The sequence below is a fragment of the Yersinia enterocolitica subsp. enterocolitica genome, assembly GCF_901472495.1.
Classification (GTDB): domain Bacteria; phylum Pseudomonadota; class Gammaproteobacteria; order Enterobacterales; family Enterobacteriaceae; genus Yersinia; species Yersinia enterocolitica.
Genome location: NZ_LR590469.1, coordinates 3,780,373 through 3,805,610, shown reverse-complemented (window position 1 = coordinate 3,805,610; position 25,238 = coordinate 3,780,373). Strand labels below are relative to the sequence as shown.

The following is a 25,238-nucleotide window of genomic DNA, read 5'->3' as shown; positions in this document are numbered from 1 at the left end:
CCCCGCTTGTCGGGGGTTTTTTATAGATATTTGCTAAAAAAGCGTGTTCCTGCGTTCAATGCTGTTGGCGTAATTTTATGACCAATTCCCGCCTCTGTAAGATAGGTCAGGTGGTTATCACGCCTGCTGACACGCAGCGCCTGAACCAAGCGCGCACTCTCCGCCGCTGGCACCACATCATCCGCTTCGCCATGCCAAACCAACAAAGGCCGCTCAGCAATTTTTTCCAACTGATGGGAAAGATCATAATCTGCCAGTGGTGCCAGACGACGTTCCAACTGCGCCGGGCTAAGCTCCCGTCCTGCATCCAAAGGGGGAAACAACGCATGCGCCAGCGACGTAAAATAACCCGACCCCATAAAATCGGCGGCGACACTGACCCACGGATAGCGAGCAAACGCGCCTAACGCGGTCATGCCACCCAGTGATGCGCCCGCAACACCCATTCGATCACCGTCAATCAATCCAGCCTGTTGATAATGCTGCTTAAGCCCAGGTAGTTCATCAATATTCGATTTGAGGATCTCCCAGAAATGAGACAGCCGCTGAGTTTCATTGCCGTCAAAACGCGCACCATGCCTATCTGCATCCGGCGCTATAGTGCGAAAACCCGCTTGGGCGAAAGCATAGGCAAAATAGGAATAGACTTCTTTTGACGAGGTGTAGCCATGATAAAAGAAAATGGTCGGTAACGGCTGCTGGCGCTGACCCGCAGGGGCCGCATGAATGACCTCTATCCCATTAATGTTTTCCAGCGACATCTCAATCATGGTGAGAATCCTTTATTTATCAGGCAGCGAACAGGCTTATAACAGAGAGATGCAGTGTGCCAAAATGAAGATATAAAGTCTTAAATCAATTTCTTCCAAGATATTCCCTCATACTTGAGGTTGCAGCGTTACACTTGAGAAATAATGGGCTTAGCAGTGATATCACAGCTGACAAAGAGGCAAAAATGAATTTAAAACGTGTAATGGTGGTCTTACTGATCACTTTGGGACTCTCGGCTTGCAGTGCTTTTCACGTGACTCCGGTTCCACCACCTGTGGCTCAGCCCTATGCCCAGGAAATCACCCGCGCACAAAGCCTGAATTTACAGAAAGTGGGCACCGTTTCAGCTCAAGTATTTGGCAGCCCGATGGATATTGAAGCTGAAATTAAACGTAGGGCCAATGCCAGTGGTGCGCCCTACTATCTGATTATCATGATGTCTGACAGTATTTATCCAGGTATTTGGTATGCCAACGCGCTGTTGTATAAATAACTAGCTGTATAAATGATTTCGAGCTTATTTCATGCCGCTGCCGCGACTGAGCAGCAGCGCGCAAACCGCTTCAGGCACCATGTATTGATCCCGGTGATCTAGCGTCATGCGACACCAGGCATCGGCCAATGGCGGCGAGGCAAACCGCAGCAATTGAGATGCACAACACAAGTCAAACAGTTGCTGCGTTATCGCCCGCCCTTGCTCTTCCTTGGGATTTTTCAGCCGCTGTTGCAATTGTCGCCATGCCCGGTCAAACAATCGATTTTGCCCTCGCACCGAATAAAACTCTTGCTGAAGCATTTCTATCGCAGAAGGGAGTTTGCGGAAGGTTCGCAGCACATCAAGGCACATAATATTGCCGGAGCCTTCCCAAATGCTGTTGACCGGCATTTCACGGTAAATCCGCGGCAGCTCACTTTGTTCGCAATAACCAATCCCGCCAAGAACTTCCATCGCCTCGGCGACAAACCCGCTGCCCAGCCCACAGACACGATATTTTGCCGCAGGCGTCAGCAGCCTACTGAATACCTGCTCATGAACCTCGCCGGTTTTTCCCCATGCACTGGCCAGACGCATCAATAACGCAGTATGCCCTTCTAAACGCAATGCCATACGGCTTAAGACTTGCCGCATCAAAGGCTGGTCAACGAGTGCTTTGCCAAAGGCTTGTCGCTGCCAGGCATGGTACAGCGCGATGGAGAAGGCTCTTCTCATCAGGCCATGACTACCGAGCGCACAATCAAAACGAGTATATCCACCCATTTTCAGAATTTGGCGAATGCCGTCACCTTCATCGCCCAATAACCACGCGGTCGCATTATCAAATTCAACTTCACTGCTGGCATTGGAACGATTACCGAGCTTCTCTTTCAAGCGCTCTAAGCGAATGGCGTTATAGGTGCCGTCTGGCAATATTTTAGGCAGGAAAAAACAAGATAGCCCCCCTTCGGCTTGGGCCAACACCAAGTGCGCGTCACTTTGTGGTACCGAGAAAAACCATTTGTGCCCGACCAGACGATAAGCCTCACCATTGCCGCGAAATTGCAGCGGCTCTGCTCTGGTGGAGTTACTTAACACATCGGAACCGCCCTGTTTTTCGGTCATACCCATGCCAATCAATAAACCACGTTTCTGGCTACCGACGATTTGATGCGAGTCATAGCGATCTGAAAGTAGTGCTGGTATCCAGCTTTGGAATAGCGGTGGGAGTGTTTGTTGCAGCAGCGGAATGGCACCAAAGGTCATGGTTATTGGGCATAATGTCCCCGCTTCTACCTGAGCATGCAGGATAAAACGTGCAGCACGTGCGACAAAAGAGCCTATCCGCGCATCTTCCTGCCAAGGTAAATTATGCACTCGGTGATTAACCAACTCTTGCATTAACACATACCAGGCAGGATGGAATCGCACCTGATCCAATCTCTGACCAGCTGCATCATAGCGCAATAATTCTGGCGGATTGGCGTTTGCCAGCCGCCCTAATTCAAGTGACTCCTGTGAGCCAAGTTGAAGTCCAATCCGAGAAAGATCCTCTCCATCCCAGCCAGCATGTTCCCGCATCACAGCTTCCCGCAAGGCCATATCCGACAGATATAAATTACTGTTAGATAACGGCTCTGGCTGGTTGAAAACCAAATGAGTCTGCCACTCCATACCTTCCTCCATTTCGGTACTCATTGCGAAATCGGCATTCATAAATCAGGGTTAAGTATGGTGCAGGCGGGGCTTTTTGCTGACAGACACATCACAAACAGCGATTAATCCACTCTATATCGCTGATAGTGATGCGAAATTCCCTGTGTGAAAAATAAAAACAAAAAGCCAACATCCGGAAATGTTGGCTTCAGACTGCTGACAAAACCAACTGAAGGGGAATCGTGCCGTTGGGGTCGTAACGGCGTAAGCCGTCGAAGTGCCCCTAGGTGCGATAAACCCTTCACTCACTGAGTTATCAGTAGCTTTGTCATTAACTTCAATATTAAACTTTAAGCGCTCGCTGACGTACCGCTTCAAACAAACACACCCCGGTAGCAACCGACACATTGAGTGAAGAAACACTCCCTGCCATCGGAATGCTGATCAATTCATCACAGTGTTCGCGGGTCAAACGGCGCATACCTTCGCCCTCAGCGCCCATCACTAATGCCATCGGGCCAGTCATTTTGCTTTGATACAATGTATGGTCTGCTTCACCGGCAGTCCCGACAATCCAGACATTGTGCTCCTGTAACACTCGCAGCGTGCGCGCCAGATTAGTGACTTTAATCAATGGTACGTTTTCAGCAGCACCACTGGCGACTTTCTTGGCGATGGCATTCAGCTGCGCCGAGCGATCCCGCGGCACGATAACCGCATGGACCCCCGCAGCATCGGCACTGCGCAAACATGCGCCCAGATTATGGGGATCAGTAACGCCATCAAGCACCAACAGGAAGGGGGTTTCTACACTTTCCAGCAATGCTGGCAAGTCATTTTCCTGATACTGACGCCCTTCACGGACTCGCGCCACGATACCCTGATGGACACCCCCTTCAACCTGTGAATCCAGCCACTGGCGGCTGGCAACCTGAATCACCAAACCGGCAGCTTCCAGTTCGGCAATCAAGGGCTGTAGGCGACGATCGTCACGACCTTTCAGAATAAAAACTTCCAAAAAGCGTTGTGGATCATTGTCTAACAAGGCTTTGACGGAGTGAATGCCGTAAATAATTTCGCTCATGATGCTCTTTTATAAATGATTAAATATAAATGAATGCGGGCGACCAAGGCCGCCCGACAATCAACAGGCCATTATTGGTCACTGCTGGTTTTTTTCTTCGCGCGCTTGGCCTTGGTGGCAGCAGCAATTTTCTTGGTCTTGGCGGATGCTCTTTTCGCTTTAGCTTTGGCCTTTTTCTCGGCCAACGCTTTGTCATCTACCTTAGCGGCGGCATCTGCCGGGCGAAAAGCACTATCTGGCTCAAAGTTTGCCGGTTTTTTAGCACGACGAGGGCGTTTCTGCCCACTTCCTGCTGGCGCGCTATCACGACGTGATGAACTTGATGAACTACCACGACCGCCACGGCCAGTGGAGGTATCGCGCATCGTGCGCTGACCATCGGCTTTCTTGGCTTTATCACGCGCTGTTTTGCCTTCACCACGCGGTTTACGAGTACTGGAGACCAGAGCAAAATCAATTTTGCGCTCATCCATGTGTACCGCCTCAACCCGGATTTCCACGGTATCACCCAACCGGTAAACCTGACCTGAGGATTCACCGATCAAACGCTGACCAATGTTATCGTAACGATAGTAGTCATTATCCAAACTGGAGACATGTACCAAACCATCAATAAACAAATCATCCAGACGGACGAAGAAACCAAAGCCGGTGACGCTAGCAATAATCCCGGTGAAGACTTTCCCCACCTGATCCTGCATAAAATCACACTTCAGCCAATCTGCGACATTACGAGTCGCTTCATCAGCACGGCGTTCAGTCATTGAGCAATGTTCACCCAATTGCAGCATATCTTCGTACTCACTGTGCCAGCCGCCGGTTGGTGTCCAGCGCTCTTTCACATTGCCGTGCTCTTTGGCAAGCTGGTACTTGATAGCCCGGTGCATGGCCAAATCGGGGTAACGGCGAATGGGTGAGGTAAAGTGACCATAAGACGCCAACGCCAAACCAAAGTGACCCCGGTTTTCTGGATCGTAAATCGCCTGTTTCATCGAACGCAGCAACATGGTTTGCAGCATTTCATGATCCGGACGATCCGCCACTTCATCCATCAGCACCGCATAATCTTTTGGCTCTGGTTTCAAACCACCACCAAGTGTCAGACCCAACTCACCCAGCACACTGCGCAGGGCGGAGATATGGTCATCACTTGGGCGGTCATGCACCCGGAACAGCGCCGGTTCGTTGTGTTTTTCCACAAAACGCGCCGCAGCAATGTTCGCCAAAATCATGCACTCTTCAATCAACTTATGCGCGTCATTACGCACCGTCGACTCAATACGCTCGATACGCCGTTCAGCGTTAAAGATAAACTTGGCTTCTTCGGTTTCGAATGCAATACCACCACGCTCAGCACGAGCCTGATCCAGCGCCTTGTACATGGTATGCAGTTCTAACAGATGCGGCACCAGCGGCTTATATTGCTCGCGCAGTGATTCTTCACCATCAATGATTCGCCATACTTTGGTGTAGGTCAGACGCGCGTGCGAGCTCATCACCGCTTCGTAGAACTTATACGACGACAGCTTACCCTGTGCGGAGATGGTCATCTCACACACCATACACAGGCGGTCTACCTGCGGATTCAGGGAGCAAAGGCCGTTTGACAGCACTTCTGGCAGCATCGGGACAACTTGTGACGGGAAGTAAACCGAGTTACCACGGCTGCGAGCTTCATCATCCAGTGCAGTGCGCGGGCGCACATAATAACTGACATCAGCAATCGCCACCCACAAGCGCCAGCCGCCACCGCGTTTTTTCTCGCAGTAAACCGCATCATCGAAATCGCGGGCATCTTCACCATCAATAGTCACTAAGGGCAGGCTGCGTAAATCCACTCGCCCTTTTTTCGCTTCTTCCGGCACTTGCTCTTTCAGGTCAGCAACTTGTTTTTCAACTTGTGGCGGCCAGGTATGTGGGATTTCATGAGTGCGCAGCGCGATATCCACCGCCATGCTGGTACCCATGTTCTCACCGAGCACTTCAACAATCTTACCCACAGCTTTTGTACGGCGGGTCGGGCGCTGGGTCAACTCAACCACCACCATATACCCCATCCGCGCGCCATTAATGGCATCTGGTGGGATCAGAATATCAAAACTCAAGCGGCCATCATCCGGCACCACAAAACCCGTACCCGCATCAGTAAAATAGCGCCCGACAATCTGGCTGGTTTTCGGTACTAACACGCGCACGATACGTGCTTCACGACGACCTTTGCGGTCAGCGCCAACAGGTTGAGCCAATACCACATCGCCATGAATCGCGGTTTTCATTTGCTCGGCTGAGAGGTACAGGTCGTCTTTACTGCCTTCAACCCGTAAGAAACCAAAGCCATCACGATGACCAATAACAGTCCCGCGCAATAAGTCCAGCCGCTCCGGTAAGGCGTAGCACTGACGACGGGTAAAGACCAATTGCCCATCACGCTCCATCGCGCGCAGGCGGCGACGCAACGCCTCTAGCTGTTCTTCACCCGATAAATTAAGTTCATTTGCCAGTTCTTCACGGCTGGCAGGTGTTTCGCGTTTCGCGAGATGAGCCAAAATGAACTCCCGGCTAGGGATTGGTGACTCATATTTTTCTGCTTCTCGCTCCAAGAATGGATCTTGTGACATTGCGGTTCCTCCGTTGTCAGCAGCAGCCTTATACCCTACGTACTTGAAGCCGCAGGAGTGTTAACTGCGCGCTCTCACCCGAATCACTTACCAGTGTAAGCTCATCGGGATTCGTTTACTGGCTGCCTACCTGCAACTCCAAGTTCTTTGGGTATATATATCTTTGATTAAGCAAAAATCTACTCAACAAATAATAGCTTGTAGAGCGGGGTATTATCTTGAACCATATCGGCTAAAGTATAATTATCCAGCTCGTTAAGGAAACTTTGTACCGCCTGATTAAGCACTTGTTTCAAGCGGCAAGCGGGGGTTATATGGCAAAAATCACTACTGCAATTGACCAGAGAAAGTGGTTCTAACTGGCGCACAACGTCACCAATTCGAATTTGGTCAGCCGGTTTACCTAACCGTATGCCGCCATTCTTCCCCCGTACAGCGGTTACCAACCCGACACGACTCAACTGATTGATTATTTTAACCATATGATTGCGAGACACGCCATAGACCTCGGTCACCTGAGAAATGCTGGTCATTTGGCCTTCAGGCAGCGAGGCCATATAAGTAAGCGCCCGCAAACCATAATCAGTAAAACTTGTTAACTGCACGTATACCCCTGAGTATCAGTTTACCCGGCTTAAACCCATCTAAGATGACACGTTTTGGATAGGTTAATAAGTGCGATTCTAAGTGCTATTTAGAAACTTATAGCTTGAATGATAAACCAGCCACAAAGCTTGCGACTAATCATTTAGATAAAGGGCGGGTTTTTTGATGTAAAAATGGCTGACCGGAGATAACTTTCAGGAGAATCTGAAACAATGAACCGGACATAAGCCCGGTTCATTAGCATCTGAATTCTGATTATTTAGCTATTTGCTAATGAATCATGCATCAAATGGGTCGCGCAGGATCATGGTTTCTTCCCGATCCGGGCCGGTAGAGATGATATCAACCGGAACACCTGTCAGCTCTTCTACACGCTTGATGTAGTTCAGCGCTGCCTGTGGCAACTTGCTGTGTTCTTTTACGCCAAAGGTCACTTCTGACCAGCCTGGCATGGTTTCGTAGATTGGCTCAATACCTTCCCAGCCTTCAGCAGCCAGTGGAGTGGTATCAACTTCGCGGCCATCTGGCATGCGGTAGCCAACACACAGTTTCACTTCTTTCAGACCATCCAGCACGTCCAGTTTGGTCATGCAGAAGCCAGACAAGGAGTTGATCTGCACAGCACGACGTACTGCAACGATATCCAACCAACCGGTACGACGGCTACGGCCAGTGGTCGCGCCATATTCGTTACCTTGCTTACGCAGGAACTCACCTGTTTCATCGTTCAGTTCAGTCGGGAATGGGCCTGCACCAACACGGGTGGAATAGGCTTTCACGATACCCAGCACGTAATCAACATAACGTGGGCCCAGGCCAGAGCCTGTCGCAACGCCACCCGCTGTGGTGTTAGATGAAGTCACATACGGATAAGTACCGTGGTCGATGTCCAGCAAGGTGCCTTGAGCGCCTTCAAACATCATGAAATCACCACGCTTACGCGCACTGTCCAGCAATTCGGAAACATCAACTACCATTGCAGTCAGAATATCGGCAATAGCCAATACTTCATCCAGCACTTTTTGATAGTCAACCGCTTCTTCTTTGTAGTAGTGCACCAACTGGAAGTTGTGGTAATCCACAATTTCTTTCAGTTTGATTGCGAAGGTTTCTTTGTTGAACAAATCACCTACGCGCAGACCGCGGCGGGCAACTTTATCTTCATAGGCAGGGCCGATACCACGACCGGTAGTACCGATTGCTTTTGCACCACGTGCTTTTTCACGCGCATTATCCAGAGCCACATGATATGGCAGGATTAATGGGCATGCTTCGGAGAGTAACAGTCGCTCACGTACAGGCACACCGCGCGCTTCAAGGTCTGTCATCTCTTTCATTAAGGCGTCAGGTGCCAGTACAACACCGTTGCCGATGATGCTGGTTACGTTTTCACGCAGAATACCTGAGGGAATTAAATGAAGAACGGTTTTCTCACCGTTGATAACCAAAGTGTGGCCAGCGTTGTGACCACCTTGATAGCGCACAACATATTTAGCCCGTTCAGTCAGCAGGTCAACGACCTTGCCCTTACCTTCGTCACCCCATTGGGTGCCCAGTACGACGACGTTCTTACCCATCTCAAAAATCACCAGGTTGCTTAAAAAAGGATTCTAACATCTCACTCGGCTGCTTTCAGTACTTTTTAACACATAACTGAACAATTTTTGTGCTTACATTTAGCCACCCATGCGGCTACGCAACATGTAGTAGATAACGACGCCCGCAACCACTAATCCTCCACCAAAACGACGTAAAGTGGCATCCGGTAATTGGGCCATTGCCAGAATCATTTTGCGCCAGGCTTTGGGATACAGCATCGGGCCAAGCCCTTCCAGCACCAAAACCAAACCCAATGCTAATAAAATGGTTGAATTCATTTTCTGTCTCAATCAGATGGAAAGGGCTGCCCCAAATAGAAAAGGCCCGCGTGAACGGGCCTTGTTATTACAGTCAAAAATTACAGTCAAAAACTACGGTCAAAAACGGCCTGTCACAGCAATCGTTATGGACGTTTGCTAGAGTTATCCGGCGATTTCATATAGCGGAAGAAATCGCTATCCGGGCTCAGAACCATCACATCATTGCCGCTGCTGAAGCTGTTTTCATACGCACGCAAGCTACGAATGAATGCATAGAAGTCAGGGTCTTTACTGAATGCATCAGCAAACAGACGAGCCGCTTCGGCATCACCGCCACCACGAGTAATACGCGCCTGACGTTCTGCTTCTGCCAAGGTACGAGTCACTTCATAGTCAGCTGTTGCACGCAACTTCTCGGCTTCTTCCTGACCTTGTGAACGGTGACGACGGGCTACCGCTTCACGTTCAGCACGCATACGTTGGAAGATAGCGTCAGAGACTTCAGCCGGTAAGTTGATTTGCTTGATTCGCACATCAACAACCTCAATCCCCAGCGCTGCCATGCTGTTCGGGTTAACCGCTGGCTGTTTGCCACGGGTTTCCTGTTCAACACGCGCTGCCGCAGAGGCAATGGCATCATCAGCTTCGGTGGTAACAGCCTCATCACCCACACTACCGGTGTTCAGTGCATCACGAACATCAGACGTCAGACGACCACGTGAGTCGGTAACGATGTCTCGCACATTCAGGCGACCAATCTCAGAACGCAAACGGTCACTGAATTTACGTTTCAACAGCACTTCAGCCTGAGAAACATCACCACCACCGGTGGCCAGATAGTAACGGCTGAAATCGCTGATACGCCATTTCAAATAGGAGTCAACAATCAGGTCTTTCTTCTCGTTGGTCACGAAACGGTCGGCCTGGTTGTCCATGGTTTGAATACGGGCATCCAACGTCTTCACTGTTTCGATAAACGGTATCTTGAAGTGCAGGCCAGGTGCGTACACCAGAGGCTTGTTATCACTATCACGTAATACCTTGCCAAAGCGCAGTACGATCCCGCGTTGGCCTTCTTGTACCACAAACAGCGAAGCGTAGAGTGCGACTAACACCACAACGACGATAAGTAAAAAAGACTTACGCATTGGTTATTCTCTCCCTACGCGAGTGGAAGTATCACGCTGAGCATTCGCCCGGCGCTGATCCATGATAGAGCCACTGTTTGAACTGGTACCTGTGTTGCTGGCACCAGACTCTTGGCTGCTATTAGCAGAGGAAGGCGGATTCAAACGAATCAGACTTGTGTCTTTACTGCCATCTGCTTTATCTGCACCTTGGCCACGCATCAGCTGATCCAGCGGCAGCACCATCAGACTGTTACCTTTGTCATTAGCCAGCACTTTGCGGGTATGACCGAGGACTTTCTCCATGGTTTCGATGTACAGACGTTCACGGGTAATTTCCGGTGCAGCCTTATACTCAGGCAACAACTTCGCAAAACCGGCAACTTCACCCTGCGCTTCCAACACTTTACGTGCGGCATAAGCACGGGCATCTTCTAACAGACGCTGTGCCTGACCATTGGCACGAGGCTGGACTTCGTTGGTGTAAGCTTCTGCTTCACGAATATACTGTTGTTCGTTTTCACGAGCAGCAATCGCATCATCAAATGCCGCTTTAACTTCTTCCGGCGGACGTGCTGCCTGGAAGTTAACGTCCAGCAGAGTGATACCCATGTTGTATGGACGAATAGTTTCTTCCAGTACACGCTGAGTATCGCTACGAACGATAGTACGGCCTTCGGTGAGGATTTTGTCCATGGTGTATTTACCAATAACACCACGTACTGCGCTATCAGTAGCCTGACGCAGACTGTCATCCGGATTAGTCACGCTAAACAGGTAAGCGGCCGGGTCAGTCACACGGTACTGCACGTTCATTTCGATGCGAACGACGTTTTCATCAGAGGTCAACATGACACCAGATGCCGCCAATTCACGTACAGATTCGACGTTAACCGGGGTTACTTCATCGATAAAGGTCGGTTTCCAGTTCAAACCAGGCTGTACAATATGGCTTAATTTACCCAAGCGAGTCACAACACCACGCTCAGCTTCTTTAATTGTATAGAAACCACTTGCCGCCCAGATAACCACAACCGCAACTACAGCGATACCAACGATACGACCACTGAAACCAGGGCCTTTTGACGCACCATTGTTATCATTGCCGCCATTACCGTTGCCGCCACCTTTACCCGTGAGGCTACTCAGTTTTTTGCTCAGTTTCCGGAAGATATCATCCAGATCCGGCGGCCCTTGGTCACGACCACCTTTATTATTGTTATTTCCGCCAGAGTTGCCGCCATTATTATTGCTGCTCCCCCACGGATCGCGGTCCTGTCCGTTATTACCGGGCTGATTCCACGCCATGTTTTAGCTCCATTCTTCTATGATTGGTTTTCTTCAGGCCAAGAGCACATGCCAAAGAAGCTGGCTCTTAATCTCACAAGAAAGGTCAAGTTACTCATTAATTAACCGAGCTTGGTTCACTAATAATATAACTGACCAACTCCTGCTCTTGTTTACAGAGACGACGCCAATCAACGATAGGCATTCTTACCACCATACCGACGTTCCCGTCCTCGTCTATCCACTCTTTTTCAATTGCCTGAAGCTGGTAAAAACGGCTACGTAAACGGCCTGCCTGAGGCGGCAAACGCAGTTCAAAGTGTGCGATCTCACCTGAAAGACGCTCCGTTAACGCTTGAAAGAGCAACGGGATACCTGCGCCGGTTTGGGCTGAAAGCCAAACTCTGACTGGCAGATTTTCTTCGTTGCGATCAATTCGCGGGACGAAATCATCCAACAAATCAATTTTATTCATTACTAATAATGTAGGGATTTCATCCGCTTCTATTTCTGCCAATACAGAATCGACTGCGGCCATATTCTCGGCCACCCGAGGATCAGCTGCATCAATAATGTGTAGCAGTAATGAGGCTTGCCGCGTTTCTTGTAATGTTGCTTTAAAAGCAGCAACCAGATCGTGCGGCAAATGCCGGATAAAGCCTACCGTATCCGCCAACACTGTATCGCCCACATCAGCTACATTAATGCGGCGTAAAGTGGGATCCAACGTGGCAAATAGTTGGTCAGCCGCATAGACATCAGCTGCCGTAATTTTGTTAAACAGGCTAGATTTACCGGCGTTGGTATACCCCACCAAAGACACTGTCGGGATATCTGCGCGAGTACGTGCGCGCCGCCCTTGCTCACGCTGCTTTGCCACGCGCTCCAAACGGCTTAAAATCAAGCTGATACGGTCACGTAGCAAACGACGGTCGGTCTCCAACTGGGTTTCACCTGGCCCTCTTAGGCCAATCCCCCCTTTCTGACGCTCAAGGTGCGTCCAGCCGCGTACCAAACGAGTCGCAATATGGCGCAATTGCGCTAATTCGACCTGTAATTTACCTTCATGGGTACGGGCCCGTTGGGCAAAAATATCTAAAATCAGGCCAGTCCGATCAATAACCCGGCACTCACACAAACGTTCAAGATTTCGCTCTTGCGCTGCGGAAAGGGCATGATCAAACAGGACAACAGACGCACCACTGGCTTTTACTGCGTCAGCAATTTCTACTGCCTTTCCCTCGCCTACAAAAAACTTAGGGTGCGGTGCTTTGCGACTACCGGTCACAATTTGCAAAGCTTCTACGCCCGCAGAAGATACCAGCGCTTCGAACTCACGCAGATCCTCTGAGTTTTTGTCTTGCGAGAAATAGATATGAACCAGTACGGCCTGCTCACCGCCTTCATAACGGTCAAACAAACGAGCAACCTCTCAAACGGATCAAAACCGCTAGTGCGGAGAACATAAGCCTGAATCCGTTGCTTATGTTCCCCGTCATGGTTGACCAGCAATGCGCTTTATTCAGCGTCATCGCTATCCTGCTGCGGCTGTTGCGGCGCAGATGGATTACTACCATGATAATTATTAGTGCTACCACTCGGATTATTGCTGTGATGCGAAACCGGGCGAGAAGGCACTACAGTAGAGATGGCGTGCTTATAAACCATCTGGCTGACTGTGTTTTTTAACAGAATGACAAACTGATCAAAAGACTCAACTTGGCCCTGCAGTTTAATGCCATTCACTAAATAAATAGAAACCGGAACCCGTTCACGACGCAATGCGTTCAGGAACGGATCTTGCAAAGATTGCCCCTTAGCCATTCTATATTTTCCTTATTTGCTTGTTGTTATTAACTAAGAACCTATCGGCTCGAAAATAAACTGCGTAAAAAAAATCCGCGCGTTGAGTGCTAATCAATTGTACACAATCATTCAACCTATGCACTAACAACCTGTATTACAGAGTCTAAAGCCTCTCCCGGCTTATCACTGTCGAGCCACTGGACTGAACCCCAGCCCCGCAACCAGGTCATTTGGCGCTTTGCCAGTTGACGTGTCGCACAGATTCCGCGGTAAACCATTTCGTCGTAATCAATCTCACCGGACAGATAAGACCACATCTGCCGGTATCCCACACAACGAATGGCTGGCATATCCGTATGCAAATCACCACGGTCAAAAAGCGCCCTAGCCTCTGTTTCAAACCCTGCATCCAACATCTGATGAAAACGTAATTCAATCCGCTGGTGCAACAGTTCCCGGCTAACAGGCGCAATCGCAAATTGGTGAACCTGATACGGTAAGGTTTCACCTGAAATTTTAGTCAGTTCTGTTAGAGTTTTACCTGAAATAAAAAAAACTTCCAGTGCTCTGGAGAGCCGTTGGGGATCATTAGGATGAATTCGAGCCGCAGCAACGGGATCGATCTCAGCCAATTGCTGATGTAAAGCCTCCCAACCCAGTTCCGCTGCCTGCTGTTCAATACGCTGGCGCACTTGCGGGTCCGCTGACGGCAATGGAGATAATCCATCCAACAGCGCTTTAAAGTACAACATCGTGCCACCCACCAGCAGCGGAATACGCCCAGCTGCGGTAATGTCGGCCATCTCTTTTAATGCATCTTTACGGAAATCGGCGGCAGAGTATGATTCTGCTGGATCGCGAATATCAATTAACCGATGTGGTGCTAATGCCTGTTCCTCGGCACTGGGTTTCGCCGTGCCAATATCCATGCCGCGATAAATTAGGGCTGAGTCGACGCTAACAAGCTCGACAGGTAGCCGCTGTCTCAGTGCAATGGAGAGCGCTGTTTTACCCGAGGCAGTTGGCCCCATAATAAAGATTGCCGGTGGCTGGTCTAGATTTTCAATATCATTCATGTGTCAGGGTTGCCAATGCGGCCTTTATATCAATAGGTTGTAATAGCCCTGCTGGCGGTGATTTCACCAACTGCGGGCAAAGACGTTCAACATCCGTCAATAACTGTATCGCTTGAGACACATTCCATACCTCATGTTCGCTGCCTAGATGGCGAGAAATCCATGTGGCGAGAGCATCGGGCGATATCTCTTCATGTTGCGACAGATAGCCTAACAGTTCCGGTATCAGTTTTTGTAAATTTTGTTGGCGTAATGGTAAAGATACTGCACGTAAAGTCGCTCTTGTGTGCTCAACGGCCAATTCTATCCCCATGGTCGCTAACAACTTCTGATGGCGCTGGCAGGCAGTAGCCTCATTTTTATCTAATGTCAGCTTTAATGGAATCAGTAATGGTTGAGGACGTAGCCCTTCCGCAGGCGGATTCAATTGAGCTTGTTTTAACCAACGCTCGGCAACCGTTAGTTCAAGTAATGCTATGCCCTGCTTATATTCAATAAGAGCATAGCAAGGCGGAAATACTGTGAGTACCCGGCCAAAACTGTAATTATCGCCATGCAGTGGCTCATCAGTCGATATCTGACGCGCTACTGGAGCTGACGCAACCGAAGGTTGACTGACTGCCGCCGGTTTATTCACTGCGGCTGGCTGCACCAGTTGGCGATATAACTCACCTTGCTGTTTTTGGTAAGGTTCGCCCGCGTGATAAGTTGGGGTTCGTTCGCGGGCTATTGAGCGCTCTGTGGTAGCGGTTCGCTCAGGAGACGACGTTCGTACAACTGGCACGGTGTTCGCCGGCTCCGGTTGTGCATATTTATTAGCCCCTGCCGCCACGCGATTTTCTGGTTGCCAGCGCGGAGCCTCAATTTCTTCGCCATCTTCATTGATGTTCAGCAGCGGGGTCGCCGTTTGCTGTAATACCGTGGTGACCGCTTGATAAATAAAGTCATGCACCAGCCGCGCCTGATGGAAACGCACTTCATGCTTAGCCGGATGCACATTCACATCGACCTGATGTGGGTCAATATCCAGATACAATACATAGGCGGGCTGCTGGTCGTCTTTAAGTAAATCTTGATAAGCCTGGCGGATCGCATGATTGATTAGCCGGTCGCGCATCATGCGGTTATTGACGTAGCAATATTGCATTTCACTCAGTGTGCGGCTGGCGGCGGGATCAGCGACCCAACCGCGAATGGTCAAATCACCGTGCTGCCAAGAAATCGCCAGTGCATGCTGCAAAAATGCCGGGCCACAGATACTCGCCAACCGGCGTTCATGCTGGGAAGGATCAGGGGCAGCGCGATATTGGCGCATTAACTTACCGTTATGGCTGAGATTGATCGCTACATCAAAGCGCGCCAGTGCAATGCGCCGCACCACTTCATCAATATGACCAAACTCGGTTTTCTCAGTGCGCATAAATTTGCGGCGAGCGGGCGTGTTATAAAACAGATCCAACACTTCCAGAGTACTGCCAACCGGATGAGCCGCAGGTTTGATGGTCACGGCCATATCACGCCCTTCGGCATAAGCCTGCCAGGCTTCATTTTGTTCAGCCGTGCGCGAGGTCAAAATCAGACGCGAGACTGAACTAATACTGGCTAATGCCTCGCCACGAAACCCCATACTGAGGATGGCTTCCAAATCTTCCAGCTAACTAATTTTACTGGTCGCATGGCGCGCCAGTGCTAATGCCAAATCATCTTTACCAATGCCGCAGCCATTATCACGGATACGAATCAGTTTCGCGCCACCACGTTCGATATCAATATCAATCCGGCTGGCACCCGCATCCAGACTATTTTCCACCAACTCTTTCACCACCGACGCAGGCCGCTCGACCACTTCACCGGCGGCAATCTGGTTAGCAAGCTGTGGTGGCAGAATCTGAATTGGCATCGCAGTTCCTTTCGCTTATGACTGTGGAATAGTCAGGGTTTGCCCAAGTTGGACATTACCTGACTTTATCTTATTCGCCCGCTCAATCTCACTCATCGACACACCATATCTGGCGGCAATGGCCGATAGCGTATCACCGCGTTTTACCTGATGCTTAAGCGGCTGACTTTTGCTCGGTTTCGCTTTAGCCACTGCTTTTGGCGCGGCGGCCGCGACTGTTGCACCCGACGCAGGGACTTTCAAACGCTGCCCCACCCAGACCACATCATTTTTCAGTGTGTCATTTTGCCGCAACACCGCCATGCTAACGCCGTACTGACTGGCAATACCGGATAAAGTTTCGCCACGTTGTACTTTATGAATTTGGCTTCTATTTTTCGTAACGGCACCCGCCGCTGCCGGCTTGGTAGTAGATACCCTGCCACTTTGCGCATTGCTGACAATCGGATCTGGCTGATTAACACCTGAACGTTGTGAAGAAGAATCAACCGCCGCCGTTTCAATGAGCGGGCGGTTTTCGACCTTTGGGTCGGCTTGTAGCGGATGCGCGAGGAAATAACTGCGCAAACCTTTATAAATGGCTTGAGCAATTTTCTCCTGATACGCGCTACTGCCAAGCAGCCGCTCCTCCGTACTGTTACTGATAAAACCGGTTTCCACTAACAATGACGGAATATCCGGTGAACGTAACACCCCAAGACTGGCGTGTTCCGGCCGACGTTTATGAATATCACCCACTCTTTGCAGCTCATTGAGCACTTTGGTGGCAACGTCATAGCCCACCCGCTGTGAGTGACCAAATTGCAGATCAAGTACTGCCTGACTCAAATAAGGGTCAGAGGCGGTATTGGCCAGCACGTCACCCGCGCCGCCGAGTAGTTCAGATTGCTTCTCATGCTGCTCCAGCCAGTTACCCATTTCACTGTTGGCGCGGCGATTCGACAATACCCAAACCGACGCCCCAGTTGCGCTGCGGTTAGGTGCCGCATCAGCATGAACAGATACCAACACGTTAGCACCCTGCTTACGCGCCACATCGGAACGGCCCATGACCGAAATGAAATAGTCACCATTACGGGTCAACACCGGTTTAAACATCGGGTCGCTGTTAAGCAGTGCTTCAAGGCGACGGGCGATGGCAATAGTCACATTTTTCTCTTTCAGACCATTTTGCCCAATAGCCCCGGGATCCTGACCACCGTGACCAGCATCAATAGCGACCACTACACGGGAGCTGTTCGCCGCACTGGACGTTTTAATCGGACGCGAAGTATTCGTCGTGACGCTTTCGCTGCTCACCACCACAGTTGGTTTGTTGTTAAACGGATTTTTAGCCACCGAATTGGTATTTACGCTGGTCACCCGTGAGGCGGTATTGGTGCTCGACGCCTGCGATGTTAAACGGCCAGCATTGGGGCTGGGCGTATTAGTTTGATTCAGTGGCACATTGTTCTGGCTTACATTATTTTGATTTTGGCTTAAAGTCGGTTGCGTTTGCCGAACAGGGGCACTGGCTGCCGCAGACATAGTCATCACGACGGTGTAATTGTTACCTGACTGCTGAGTCACGGCGCGCGTTTTAACTTTTTGTGTCAGTTCCAGTACCAAACGGGTACTTTGCGCATCTTTCGGGGTGCTGGAGCGAATTCTTTTCAGCAGATTCTGACCACTGAACTCCAGCGGTAATCCGGAAAGATTGCCACTTTGACGAACATCAAGCACCACCCGCTCGGGTGAGTTTAAAGAGAAGAAAGCATAAACTGGCTGCCCATCAAAACTGAGCGTTACCCGACTTTCTGTCGGGCCGTTATTCACTTTAATATCAGTTAGCTTCGCGGCAAATGCCGAAGTTAGGGTGAACAACCCCACAATAACCAACATGACAGCGGTAAATGATCGTCTCCAGCGCGTTTTTTGCGTTAAGCCATTTATTTGCGTCAAACAATTTAGTAGCGTCAAGCTATGCGTCATTATCAAATTATCCTTGCACAGCAGCTAAACGGCGCAGCACATCAGCACCCACATCAGAAATAGCCACCAGACGAGCCTCTCGCCCTGCGGCCTGATAAGCCAGATGCAGCTCGACATCAGCCTGAGGCAAGAACCCAGCGCCAAGCTGCGGCCACTCCACCAGACAAATTGCCTGCTTATCGAAATAATCACGAATACCCATAAACTCCAGCTCCTCGGGGTCAGCCAGACGATACAGGTCAAAATGGTAAACCGGCCTTGGGGTCAAAGCATAGGGTTCAACCAAGGTGTAAGTGGGGCTTTTAACATGCCCTACATGGCCAAGGGCCTGAAGGAAGCCGCGGCTAAAAGTGGTTTTTCCGGCACCTAAGTCACCGAATAGATAAATAACGCTGGCACCCTCGAAGGCATGAGCCAAAGCGCCTCCTAATGCAACAGTCGCTGCCTCATCGGGCAGAGGTAAAACGAGTTCTTTCATTCTGTGATATCTATTTTGCTAACTCAGGATTAACGTACTTCGGAATAACTGACAGCAAATCTGTGGCCAGTAAACCCCGGGTGCCTTGAACTTCAACCAGTGTGTCTGCAGCAACGCCATGCACAACACAACCTGCACAGGCAGCATCATACAGCACCAGCTTTTGTGCTATCAAACTCCCAATAATGCCGGACAGAATATCCCCCATACCGCCGGAGGCCATCCCCGCATTACCGACATCAGCAATCGCCATCTCGCCCTGTTCACTGGCAATAAGCGTACCAGCCCCTTTCAATACCACCACCCCGCCATATTGTTTAACGATGCTACGGGCAGAAAGTAAGCGGTCACTCTCAATATCAACGACGCGGCAACCGAGCAGGCGGGCAGCTTCACCCGGATGGGGGGTCAACACCCGATTCTGACGCTTCAGCGGATTTAATGCCAGCAAGTTGAGTGCATCTGCGTCCCATAATGCTGGTTTATCACTTTGTTGCAATAGATTCAGAGCATTCCTGCCCCAATCCGACTGCCCTAACCCCGGCCCGACCACCAATACATCAGCCCAACTCATACCTTGCACAAGGGTTTCATCGGTTAATTCCTGCACCATCAACTCAGGACGAGCGGCCAGAATAGGTGCCACATGTTCAATGTGAGTAAGTACTCGCACTAGCCCGGCACCACTGCGCAAAGCGGCTTCTCCTGCCATGCGAATAGCGCCACCGAATCCTTTATCGCCCCCCACCAGCAATAAACGCCCATGCTCGCCTTTGTGGGCGCAAGGGCGACGCGGTTTCAACCATTGCGGTAAATTATCGGCTGTCATGCGTTCGATTTGGATTGGTTGAGCGGCTAACCATGCTGTTAACCCCAGATCATTACAGTGCAAATGCCCCACCCAATCACGCGCCTGTCCGGTCAACAAACCGGGCTTTAGGGTGACAAAAGTCAGGGTGTGATCGGCGCGAATAACTGAGCCTGGAGCTGCACCGCTATCAGCACTCAGCCCAGACGGAATATCCAGAGCAATTTTTGCTGCACGATGGCGGTTTGCTGTGTCAATCAGCGTAGCATAAACCCCCTGTGGTGCGGCTCGAAGGCCAATACCCAACAAACCATCAATAATTAAATCGATATGTTGTGGCCAGGGTATATCAGGTTGATTAATTACACCGCCAGCGGCCAGCCACTGAGATTGCGCCTGATGGGCTTCTACGGGTAAAGGCCGATTACCAGGGCAAGCAATAAGAGTAACATTCAAACCCGCCGCCAATGCCCGACTGGCAACGATGTAACCATCGCCACCGTTATTTCCATGACCGCACAAAATCAACCAGTGACGCGCAGCGGGATATTGCTTGCGCGCCAGTTTGAAGGCGGCATCTCCAGCTCTCACCATCAGATCAAATAAGGTCAGAGAGAAGTGTGCCGCGCCAATCGCCTCATTCTGGCGCACCCAGTCCGCAGAAAAAACAGAGTGTGGTAAACTGGCTCCGATTTGTTTCTTACTATGGTCCGTCATGGCACACCCCCTCGATCTGAATCAATTAGCCCAACATATCAAGCAATGGGGGCAATCGCTAGGTTTCCAGCAAGTCGGTATCTGCGATACTGATTTGTCAGCAGAAGAACCGCGCTTACAGGCCTGGCTTGATAAACAATATCATGGCGAAATGGCCTGGATGGCCCGCCACGGTATGCTGCGCGCACGCCCCCATGAATTATTGCCTGGCACTTTGCGGGTGATCAGCGTGCGAATGAATTATTTGCCGGCCAAGGCCGCCTTTGCCAGTACCTTAAAAAATTCAGAACTGGGATATGTCAGCCGTTATGCATTAGGTCGGGACTATCACAAATTATTGCGCCAACGCCTAAAAAAATTGGGCGATATGATTCAGAACTATTGTCTGGAGCAGACGGGTAACGATATCAATTTCCGCCCGTTTGTTGATTCTGCTCCGATAATGGAGCGCTCGCTGGCGGCGAAAGCGGGTATCGGCTGGGTTGGTAAGCACTCACTGATTTTGAATCGTGAAGCTGGCTCTTGGTTCTTCCTCGGTGAGTTGCTTATTGACCTGGCGTTGCCAGTCGATAAACCTCAAGAAGAACAATGTGGGCGCTGTGTTGCTTGCATCACCACCTGCCCGACCGGGGCTATTGTCGCGCCTTATACGGTTGATGCGCGCCGCTGCATCTCTTATCTGACGATTGAACTGGAAGGCGCAATACCGGAAGAATTTCGCCCGCTAATGGGTAATCGTATTTATGGTTGTGACGATTGCCAGCTAATCTGCCCGTGGAACCGCTTCTCACAATTAACCGATGAAGAAGATTTCAGCCCGCGAGCTGTATTGCATACGCCACAGCTATTGGATTTATTCGCCTGGAATGAAGAGAAATTTTTGCGGGTCACCGAAGGCTCTGCCATCCGCCGAATTGGGCATCTGCGTTGGTTGCGCAATATCTCGGTCGCATTAGGCAATGCGCCCTATCTCGATAATATTGTCTTGGCATTGGAAGCGCGTCGCGGCATTGACCCCATGTTAGATGAACATATTGAATGGGCCATCTCACAACAATTGAAAAGACGGTCTACACTGATTGGGGATGTTCAATCGCCGCAGAAAAAACGGCTGGTGAGAGCGATTGAAAAAGGCCTGCCACGCGATGCCTGATGCTGCTTTTGCCTAATGTTGCATGACATTAAGCAGAGTTTTTTCAACTATTTTCATAATGAATAAACTCAGAGTTTTCCTGTGCATAAAAATAAAAACACCTTGTCAATCAAGTGCAAAAAAAAGCACAAGTGATCGGCATAACGTTTTTATATAAAAATATATGCAACTAAATCAGACGATTATAAAACAGGAAATTAAAGTGGTTAAATTATGAACTGAATACAAAAACAGCAGAATCTGTGGATAACTCTGTTGAAGAAGTTAATACAATGTATGTTAAACGAGGTGCAGCGCGTGACTGGGCTGTGGATAATTAAGACAGAATTGAATGAAAAAATTTGGAGCGGGAAACGAGACTCGAACTCGCGACCCCGACCTTGGCAAGGTCGTGCTCTACCAACTGAGCTATTCCCGCATTGAGATGCCGTTCAGGCAACATTTGACTATCTAAAACCAGTTATTTGAAATCAGTTTTTGAAATAAAAAATTTGGAGCGGGAAACGAGACTCGAACTCGCGACCCCGACCTTGGCAAGGTCGTGCTCTACCAACTGAGCTATTCCCGCGTCGCCGTCATGCGTTATTAACGAAAAAACGCATCACTTTTATATTATTCATTTCTATTACTGTGACCAATCTCTTTACTACTCAAGAAATTGGAGCGGGAAACGAGACTCGAACTCGCGACCCCGACCTTGGCAAGGTCGTGCTCTACCAACTGAGCTATTCCCGCTCTGGGTCATAATTTCCGCTACTAAATCTGTTTGCGCTTGCTTGCAAATTCTTCATCGGTACGGGGTGCGCATTATACGAGAAATCCGTTTTGTCGCAAGCCCCTGAAAGCAAAAAAATCATTTTTTGGTTTAAGTGCCGATTAAAACAACAATATGCTGTTTTTACCAGCACCTGACAAAGTATATACCCAAAGTCATTGGAGCAGCAGGTAGACAGCCAGCAAACGCACCCCGATGAGCTTACATAAGTAAGTGATTCGGGTGAGTGAGTGCAGCGAACACCCCTGCTGTTTCAAGGGCGAAGGGAATTAAGATTGAATAAAATGTTCGCGGTAGTAGGCAAGCTCAGCCACGGACTCGCGAATATCATCCAGTGCCTGATGAGTATTTTGCTTTTTAAAACCGGCCAAAATCTCGGGTTTCCAGCGGCGCGCTAGCTCTTTCAAGGTACTGACATCCAGATAGCGGTAATGGAAGTATGCTTCCAACTCTGGCATATAGCGGAACAAGAAGCGGCGATCTTGGCCCACACTGTTACCACAGATAGGCGAAGTGCCTGCCGGAACCCACTGCTTTAGAAACTCAATGGTTTGCAATTCAGCATCATGATCATTAAACGGGCTGGCTTTGACCCGCTCGACTAAACCACTGCCAGTATGAGTGCGCACATTCCACTCATCCATTAGCCCAAGCTGCTCATCAGATTGATGGACAGCCAACACCGGGCCTTCTGCCAGGATATTCAAATTAGCATCGGTGACCAGCGTAGCGATCTCGATGATCCGATCCCTTTCAGGATCAAGACCGGTCATTTCCAGATCGATCCAGATCAGATTATTTTGATTTTCTGCCATGATATTTCCTGCCTGTTAGCTGGGGAGACTACCGAACAAACGGTTTATTGATAAAATAATGTGTATCATAGCCTTTTTGGTCGCAACCAGCGACATACTCAACGTAAGTGGGGTCGCAGCTAACCATTCTGAGGCTTCAAGTATGAAGAGTATAAATGCAGATTCAAGTGAGGCGCAGTGAGCAAGAATAAACTGTCCAAAGGTCAACAACGCCGTGTGCAGGCCAACCATCAGCGCCGGCTACGCACAGATAGAAAACCTGAGTTAGATGACTCTCAGCTTGGCGATGCGCAAGAAGGTATCGTAATTAGTCGTTTCGGTCAGCATGCTGATGTCGAAGCCGCCGATGGTGTTCAGCACCGTTGTAATATCCGTCGCACCATCAAGTCACTGGTTACCGGTGACCGCGTAGTCTGGCGTCCCGGCCTGCAAGCGCAGGAAGGCGTTCGGGTTAAAGGTATCGTCGAAGCCGTTCATGAGCGAACATCGGTTCTGACGCGCCCTGATCTCTATGACGGCGTGAAACCGATCGCGGCGAATATTGATCAGATCGTTATCGTTTCGGCGATCTTACCCGAACTTTCTCTCAATATTATCGACCGCTATCTGGTGGCCTGTGAAACATTGGATGTCGAGCCGTTAATCGTACTGAATAAAATCGATTTACTGGATGCCGATGGCCGCAAATTCGTTGACGGCATGATGGATATCTATCGCCATATTGGCTACAACGTATTGGAAGTTTCCAGCCAGACTCGTGAAGGGATGGAAGCCTTTGAACAAGCGTTGGCTGGGCGGATAAGTATCTTTGCCGGTCAATCTGGTGTCGGTAAATCCAGCCTACTCAATGCGCTGTTACCGCCAACGGATAACGAAATTCTGGTGAATACCGTTTCGGATAACTCAGGTTTGGGCCAACACACCACCACCGCTGCTCGGTTGTATCATTTCCAGCATGGTGGTGATGTGATTGATTCACCGGGCGTTCGTGAATTCGGCCTCTGGCATCTGGCTCCAGAACAAATCACCCAAGGATTTGTCGAATTCCGTGATTATCTTGGCCATTGTAAATTCCGCGATTGTAGCCACACCAACGATCCCGGTTGTGCGCTGCGTGAGGCGGTAGAGCAAGGCAAAATTGCCGAAGAGCGCTTTGATAATTACCATCGGATTCTGGAAAGTATGGAACAGGCAAAACCTCGCAAGACATCAGATAGCGACGAAAAGTGATGTCTTTATAACGGTTTTCAAATTCTATACTTAATGACTTATATCGTGGCGCATAGATACAATGCGCCCCCTAATTTTTATAGCTCATAGCAAACCCAAGAGGTCTACGTGCTGGACAGTATCAAGATCAGATTACAATATTTACTCCCAAAACAAGGCCTGACCCGCTTGGCTGGTTGGGGTGCGGATAAGCAAGCAGGCTGGTTGACACAACTGGTTATCAAGGCGTTTGCCCGCTACTACAAAGTCAATATGCAAGAAGCACAAGATCCTGAATTTTCTGCTTATCGCACATTTAACGAATTCTTTGTGCGCCCGCTACGTGCCGGTGCGCGCCCAGTTGTTGCTGAGGAAAATCTATTAGCTCAACCTGCTGATGGTGCTATCAGTCAGTTAGGTACTATTCATGATGGGCAAATCTTGCAAGCAAAAGGCCACGACTACAGTGTGGAAGCTTTGCTGGCAGGTAACTATATGCTCGCTGCCGAGTTCCAGAATGGTCAGTTTGTCACGACCTATCTGGCACCCCGCGACTATCACCGGGTGCATATGCCGTGTGATGGTGTGTTGCGTGAAATGATTTATGTTCCGGGTGATTTATTCTCGGTCAATCCATTGACCGCAGCGAATGTTCCCAACCTGTTCGCCCGTAATGAGCGCGTCATTTGTATCTTTGATACCACCTTTGGCCCGATGGCCCAAATTTTAGTGGGTGCTACTATCGTTGGCAGCATAGAAACCGTCTGGGCTGGCACCATTACGCCACCACGCGAAGGTGTTATCCGCCGCTGGACCTACCCACAAGCAGGGGCTGAAGGTGCGATAACACTGGAGAAAGGGCAAGAAATGGGCCGCTTTAAATTAGGCTCTACGGTGATTAACCTGTTTGCTGAAGGCAAAGTGTATTTAGCGCCACAGTTAAACAGCGGTTCGGTGACCCGTATGGGTGAAGTCCTTGCCGAAGCCGTCCCTGTTACTCCGCCGTGCTAGCCTTCGGCTTAAGACATAATTGATGTTAAGGAGCCT

Annotated in this window: 22 protein-coding genes and 3 tRNA genes; 4 read left to right on the top strand and 21 right to left on the bottom strand. The window is 49.8% G+C overall.

Annotation, left to right across the window (positions count from 1 at the left end; translation table 11 throughout):
- Positions 1-20 precede the first annotated feature (20 nt).
- On the bottom strand, positions 21-770 hold the full coding sequence (gene yjfP / locus FGL26_RS18030) for an esterase (protein WP_005175483.1): 750 nt from the start codon (positions 768-770) through the stop codon (positions 21-23).
- Between the two features lie 185 nt (positions 771-955).
- Between yjfP and bsmA the strand changes: the two genes are divergently transcribed.
- Positions 956-1,264: a biofilm peroxide resistance protein BsmA gene (gene bsmA / locus FGL26_RS18025; protein WP_005175485.1), complete on the top strand. Its 309-nt coding sequence runs from the start codon at positions 956-958 to the stop codon at positions 1,262-1,264.
- 24 nt (positions 1,265-1,288) lie between these two features.
- Here bsmA and FGL26_RS18020 read toward each other — a convergent pair whose 3' ends face one another.
- From FGL26_RS18020 to nnr, 16 genes are all read right to left on the bottom strand, one after another.
- Complete coding sequence (locus tag FGL26_RS18020; protein WP_032903286.1) at positions 1,289-2,932, bottom strand: isovaleryl-CoA dehydrogenase; 1,644 nt, start codon at positions 2,930-2,932, stop codon at positions 1,289-1,291.
- A gap of 313 nt (positions 2,933-3,245) precedes the next feature.
- Positions 3,246-3,986: a 23S rRNA (guanosine(2251)-2'-O)-methyltransferase RlmB gene (gene rlmB, locus FGL26_RS18010; RefSeq protein WP_032908742.1), complete on the bottom strand. Its 741-nt coding sequence runs from the start codon at positions 3,984-3,986 to the stop codon at positions 3,246-3,248.
- 71 nt (positions 3,987-4,057) lie between these two features.
- A complete protein-coding gene (gene rnr / locus FGL26_RS18005; RefSeq protein WP_005175494.1) occupies positions 4,058-6,604 on the bottom strand; it encodes a ribonuclease R in 2,547 nt (848 codons plus the stop codon).
- A gap of 179 nt (positions 6,605-6,783) precedes the next feature.
- Positions 6,784-7,209, bottom strand: coding sequence for a nitric oxide-sensing transcriptional repressor NsrR (gene nsrR / locus FGL26_RS18000; RefSeq protein WP_005175497.1), 426 nt, complete (start codon positions 7,207-7,209; stop codon positions 6,784-6,786).
- Positions 7,210-7,488: 279 nt separating this feature from the next.
- Entirely contained in the window at positions 7,489-8,787 is a 1,299-nt protein-coding gene (locus tag FGL26_RS17995; protein ID WP_005175500.1) for an adenylosuccinate synthase, read from the bottom strand.
- Between the two features lie 99 nt (positions 8,788-8,886).
- Positions 8,887-9,087, bottom strand: a complete 201-nt coding sequence (locus FGL26_RS17990) for a DUF2065 family protein (protein WP_005175502.1) — start codon at positions 9,085-9,087, stop codon at positions 8,887-8,889.
- Between the two features lie 125 nt (positions 9,088-9,212).
- Complete coding sequence (gene hflC / locus FGL26_RS17985) at positions 9,213-10,217, bottom strand: protease modulator HflC (protein WP_005156425.1); 1,005 nt, start codon at positions 10,215-10,217, stop codon at positions 9,213-9,215.
- Positions 10,218-10,220: 3 nt separating this feature from the next.
- Positions 10,221-11,504, bottom strand: coding sequence for an FtsH protease activity modulator HflK (gene hflK, locus FGL26_RS17980; protein WP_005175505.1), 1,284 nt, complete (start codon positions 11,502-11,504; stop codon positions 10,221-10,223).
- 97 nt (positions 11,505-11,601) lie between these two features.
- Entirely contained in the window at positions 11,602-12,903 is a 1,302-nt protein-coding gene (gene hflX / locus FGL26_RS17975) for a ribosome rescue GTPase HflX (protein WP_005156429.1), read from the bottom strand.
- 98 nt (positions 12,904-13,001) lie between these two features.
- Positions 13,002-13,307, bottom strand: coding sequence for an RNA chaperone Hfq (hfq, locus tag FGL26_RS17970; RefSeq protein ID WP_004392473.1), 306 nt, complete (start codon positions 13,305-13,307; stop codon positions 13,002-13,004).
- 116 nt (positions 13,308-13,423) lie between these two features.
- Positions 13,424-14,365: a tRNA (adenosine(37)-N6)-dimethylallyltransferase MiaA gene (gene miaA, locus FGL26_RS17965; RefSeq protein WP_005175510.1), complete on the bottom strand. Its 942-nt coding sequence runs from the start codon at positions 14,363-14,365 to the stop codon at positions 13,424-13,426.
- On the bottom strand, positions 14,358-15,992 hold the full coding sequence (gene mutL, locus FGL26_RS17960; RefSeq protein WP_371836843.1) for a DNA mismatch repair endonuclease MutL: 1,635 nt from the start codon (positions 15,990-15,992) through the stop codon (positions 14,358-14,360). Before mutL ends, miaA begins: the two co-directional genes overlap by 8 nt.
- 27 nt (positions 15,993-16,019) lie before the next feature.
- Positions 16,020-16,265 carry an ATP-binding protein gene (locus FGL26_RS22025; protein ID WP_371836844.1) on the bottom strand — a complete coding sequence of 82 codons (246 nt, stop codon included), beginning with the start codon at positions 16,263-16,265 and terminating at the stop codon, positions 16,020-16,022.
- A 15-nt stretch (positions 16,266-16,280) separates the two neighbouring features.
- A complete protein-coding gene (gene amiB / locus FGL26_RS17955; protein WP_005175516.1) occupies positions 16,281-18,146 on the bottom strand; it encodes an N-acetylmuramoyl-L-alanine amidase AmiB in 1,866 nt (621 codons plus the stop codon).
- A 97-nt stretch (positions 18,147-18,243) separates the two neighbouring features.
- On the bottom strand, positions 18,244-18,714 hold the full coding sequence (gene tsaE, locus FGL26_RS17950; protein WP_005175520.1) for a tRNA (adenosine(37)-N6)-threonylcarbamoyltransferase complex ATPase subunit type 1 TsaE: 471 nt from the start codon (positions 18,712-18,714) through the stop codon (positions 18,244-18,246).
- A gap of 10 nt (positions 18,715-18,724) precedes the next feature.
- Positions 18,725-20,239, bottom strand: coding sequence for a bifunctional ADP-dependent NAD(P)H-hydrate dehydratase/NAD(P)H-hydrate epimerase (nnr, locus tag FGL26_RS17945; RefSeq protein ID WP_005175523.1), 1,515 nt, complete (start codon positions 20,237-20,239; stop codon positions 18,725-18,727).
- Here nnr and queG point away from each other — a divergent pair.
- Positions 20,238-21,392: a tRNA epoxyqueuosine(34) reductase QueG gene (gene queG / locus FGL26_RS17940; RefSeq protein WP_005175527.1), complete on the top strand. Its 1,155-nt coding sequence runs from the start codon at positions 20,238-20,240 to the stop codon at positions 21,390-21,392. The two genes, nnr and queG, sit on opposite strands and share 2 nt — an antisense overlap.
- 342 nt (positions 21,393-21,734) lie before the next feature.
- Here the strand turns inward: queG and FGL26_RS17935 are convergent.
- The 4 genes from FGL26_RS17935 to orn form a co-directional block, all read right to left on the bottom strand.
- Positions 21,735-21,810 (bottom strand) — tRNA-Gly (locus FGL26_RS17935).
- A 74-nt stretch (positions 21,811-21,884) separates the two neighbouring features.
- Positions 21,885-21,960 (bottom strand) — tRNA-Gly (locus FGL26_RS17930).
- Positions 21,961-22,051: 91 nt separating this feature from the next.
- Positions 22,052-22,127: transfer RNA gene (locus tag FGL26_RS17925), tRNA-Gly, on the bottom strand.
- Between the two features lie 309 nt (positions 22,128-22,436).
- Entirely contained in the window at positions 22,437-22,982 is a 546-nt protein-coding gene (gene orn / locus FGL26_RS17920) for an oligoribonuclease (protein ID WP_005175530.1), read from the bottom strand.
- A 177-nt stretch (positions 22,983-23,159) separates the two neighbouring features.
- Here orn and rsgA point away from each other — a divergent pair, with 177 nt between their 5' ends.
- Positions 23,160-24,212, top strand: coding sequence for a small ribosomal subunit biogenesis GTPase RsgA (gene rsgA / locus FGL26_RS17915; protein ID WP_005175535.1), 1,053 nt, complete (start codon positions 23,160-23,162; stop codon positions 24,210-24,212).
- 108 nt (positions 24,213-24,320) lie between these two features.
- Complete coding sequence (asd, locus tag FGL26_RS17910) at positions 24,321-25,202, top strand: archaetidylserine decarboxylase (RefSeq protein WP_005175537.1); 882 nt, start codon at positions 24,321-24,323, stop codon at positions 25,200-25,202.
- Positions 25,203-25,238: the final 36 nt, after the last annotated feature.